The sequence below is a fragment of the Pseudomonas syringae genome (genome assembly GCF_021605415.1).
Taxonomy (GTDB): domain Bacteria; phylum Pseudomonadota; class Gammaproteobacteria; order Pseudomonadales; family Pseudomonadaceae; genus Aquipseudomonas; species Aquipseudomonas syringae_S.
On sequence record NZ_WKEQ01000090.1, the window covers coordinates 1 to 1128 of the forward strand.

Annotated in this window: 1 pseudogene; it reads right to left on the reverse strand. The window is 59.0% G+C overall.

Going from position 1 to position 1128, the window contains the following annotated elements:
- Positions 1 to 1128, reverse strand: a pseudogene (locus tag GIW69_RS26120) (hypothetical protein); the annotation flags it as partial.

The following is a 1128-nucleotide window of genomic DNA, read 5'->3' on the forward strand; positions in this document are numbered from 1 at the left end:
CTTCATCGCCAGGTTCGGTTTTCAGGTAATTGACGATCAGGTTGGTGCCGTTGCGATCCGCCGGCAGAAAGCCTTCCACTACGCCTGCGACCTCTGGTTCCGGCAGTTCGAGGCGCGGTTCGCCGACATTGAGCAGGTCGTGATGCAGCGATTCACGCACGGCGTGGGTGGCGTTGACGTGGTTCAAGCTGCCGAGCACGGAATCTTCAATCAGCAACTGGTAATAAATATCCACCTTGCCGCCGTTGATCTGCGTCAGGTGCTCGCCGTCGACACTGATTTTCAGCGGTTCGCCGGCTACGATTTCGCCATTGGTGATCGGGTGCAGAGGCAGGTCGGGCAGGTAGGTGGAGAAATCCGGGCGGGTACCGAGCCACATCGGCCGGATGACTTGACCAGCGGCGAAGGACGTGTCAAACGGGATTTCGATGTTGACCGATTCCAGTGTGGGATCGAGCGCGCCGTCTACGGCGTCCGGTACAACGGGCGCCAGCAGGCGTTTGAGTTCGCCGATGATACTGGTAAACCGCGATTTGGACCGTAGTTCGACGGATCCATCAGCTTTTTTAACCCGATAGGACATCGCCATCTGAGTGGTAGGGAGCTGCTGGAGCAAGGCTTTAGGTACCGGCATTTCCAAAACAGTTGGCGCGCCGATCAATGGATCGCTGGAGAACTCCATGTCAATCGGACCGCCTTCGGCGGGCATGCCTTTTATGCGCAGTATGATGATGTCGTCTTTATTGAATCCCTCTTCTTCCGTAGCCACGATCTGCGCGATGCCATTGCCTACCAGGCCATCTACGTCGAAAACATTGTTCACCGCCCCCTTAAGTAGCGGCGCCATCACGCGTGACACATCAATCGCCACCACCACGCGCTGCGCGGCACTCCAGCCTTGCGAGCGGTTTTCGACCGCGTCGTACACCTCGAACGCCACGGCAAGGCCCGAACTGTCCGAGTCGTCGGCCTCACGAATGTCGGCTTCGGTGACCCATACAACGATCGGCACCGTCCCGGCGGCCTGTTCTGCGGTCAGCGGATCGCTCAGGACGAATACGCCGCCCCAGGTCACTTGAATGACATCGCCCTCGGCGGCATTGGGATAGGGCAGGTTCGTCTCGGGGT